The sequence below is a fragment of the Neisseria sp. P0009.S007 genome (assembly GCF_051962515.1).
Window position 1 is genome coordinate 1 of the sequence record NZ_JBQCVF010000221.1, and the last position, 2,168, is coordinate 2,168.

Here is a 2,168-nt window from a genome sequence, read left to right on the forward strand (position 1 = left end):
ATGAACAAAGTGTGCCACGCGGTATATCAAACGCCATTTACCACCTCTGTTTTGGCCAACTCCTGCCATTTGGCTTCGGGAAACTCATCTTTCAGACGGCCTTTAAGATATTCCAAGGTATCTCCGGCAACGGTTTCATCTTTGCTGTCATGAATATGGTTGAAAATCAGGCTGTGCAAGCTGATGCCGTATTGTTTGAGCGCGGCGAAGCTGAGCAGGGTGTGGTTGATACTGCCGAGACGTCCGCTGGTAACGAGGATGACGGGATAGCCTTGCTGACGGATATAATCAATGGTCAACAGGTTTTCTGTCAGCGGAACCATCAAACCGCCCGCGCCTTCGACCAAGACGATTTCGTATTGTGCCGCCAATTCTTGCGTAGCGGTACGGATTTTGTCCAAGTCCAAAGCCCTGCCGTCCAGACGGGCGGCGAGGTGGGGCGAGGCCGGATAGCTGAAAATTTCGGGCATGGTCAGCCCTTGCTTGTCGGCTTCCTGCATGAGTATGCCCATGATTTTGCGGTGGACGGTGATGTCTTCAGCGATATTTTTGCAACCGGTTTGCACAGGCTTTTGCGTAATCACACTTTTACCCTGCTGCAACAATTGTTTTGCCAACACGCCGGTGGCGACGGTTTTGCCGATGTCCGTATCAATGCCGCTGACGAAGTAAACGCCTTTCATTTGCTGTGTTCCTTCAAGATTTGTACGGTTTTGTCGGCAAGTTCGGTCAAGAGGTCGTCTGGAATAATGTAAGGCGGCATGAGATACACCAGCCTGCCGAAGGGGCGCACCCAAATTCCTTGCGCCACGCAATCCGCTTGAAAACGCGCCATATCCACGCCTTTTTCCAACTCGATCACCCCGATGGCACCCAAAACGCGTACGTCCTTCACGCCGCGAATGTCCCATGCAGCTTTCAGACGGCCTTTTAAGATGCTTTCGATGCGGCGGATATTTGCCTGCCAGTCTTGAGACAAAAGCAGCTTGACCGAGGCGCAGGCAACGGCACACGCCAGCGGGTTCGCCATAAATGTCGGCCCGTGCATAAATACGCCCGCTTCGCCGCGCGAAATCGTTTCGGTGACTTTTTGCGAAGTGATCGCCGCCGCCAACGTCATATAGCCGCCGCTCAAGCCCTTGCCGATACACATAATATCCGGCACGACATTCGCGTGTTCGCAGGCAAACATCTTGCCCGTGCGTCCGAATCCGGTAGCGATTTCATCAAAAATCAACACGATATCAAATTTATCGCACAAATCGCGCAATCCGCGAAGATACTGCGGATGATAGAAATACATGCCGCCCGCGCCCTGCACGACCGGCTCTAAAATAAAGGCGGCGATATCCGCATGATGCGCTTCAAACAAGGCGCGGACAGGCTGCAAATCCGCCTCGTCCCATTCATCATCGAAACGGCTTTTCGGATTATCGACAAAATAACGCTGCGGCAACGCGCTGCCGAAAATATGGTGCATCCCCGTTTCCGGATCGCAGACGGACATCGCGTTCCAAGTATCGCCGTGATAACCGCGCCGCACCGTCGCAATATTCTGCTTCGCGGTCAAACCCCGCGCCTGCTGGTATTGCACCGCCATCTTCAGCGCGACTTCCACCGAAACCGAACCTGAATCCGCATAAAAAATACGGTCCAACCCCTGCGGCAAAATCCCGACCAACAACTTGCCCAGCTCTACCGCAGGCTCATGCGTCAAACCGCCAAACATCACATGCGACATTTGCTTAATCTGCGCCTCAACCGCCTGATTCAAAACAGGATGATTGTAGCCGTGTATCGCACACCACCAAGACGACATCCCATCAATCAGCCGCGTACCGTCCGCCAATTCGATGTGCACGCCCTCCGCACGGCGCACCGGATAAACAGGCAACGGGTCGGTCATGGACGTATAGGGATGGAGCAGGTGGGTGCGGTCGAAATCGAGCAGGGGGGAATGTTCAGACATGTTGAAAACAATGGTTTGATCAGTTTCATTATTATATAACATATTTTCTATTTCAGACGGCACGTCTTCCGTACTGCATCAACGCCAATCCGCCCACCGCTGCCAAACAGCCGGCAACCAAAGAAACATGCAATGCCTCGCCCAAAAACCAAGCGGAACACAAAATACCGAATACCGGCACCAAAGTGATGTACGCCGC

2 protein-coding genes and 1 pseudogene are annotated in these 2,168 nt (G+C 53.2%); all 3 read right to left on the minus strand.

Going from position 1 to position 2,168, the window contains the following annotated elements:
• Positions 1–26: 26 nt before the first annotated feature.
• Positions 27–683: a dethiobiotin synthase gene (gene bioD, locus ACTHS3_RS11820; RefSeq protein WP_070625510.1), complete on the minus strand. Its 657-nt coding sequence runs from the start codon at positions 681–683 to the stop codon at positions 27–29.
• Positions 680–1,969, minus strand: a complete 1,290-nt coding sequence (bioA, locus tag ACTHS3_RS11825; RefSeq protein WP_070625526.1) for an adenosylmethionine--8-amino-7-oxononanoate transaminase — start codon at positions 1,967–1,969, stop codon at positions 680–682. The genes bioD and bioA overlap by 4 nt, the downstream gene beginning before the upstream one ends.
• A 52-nt stretch (positions 1,970–2,021) precedes the next feature.
• A pseudogene (locus tag ACTHS3_RS11830) lies at positions 2,022–2,168 on the minus strand (DMT family transporter); the annotation flags it as partial.

Bases quoted from the DNA above. Each gene is read 5' to 3' on its own strand.
- bioD (WP_070625510.1), bottom strand. From the start codon at position 683: ATGAAAGGCGTTTACTTCGTCAGCGGCATTGATACGGACATCGGCAAA.
- bioA (WP_070625526.1), bottom strand. From the start codon at position 1,969: ATGTCTGAACATTCCCCCCTGCTCGATTTCGACCGCACCCACCTGCTC.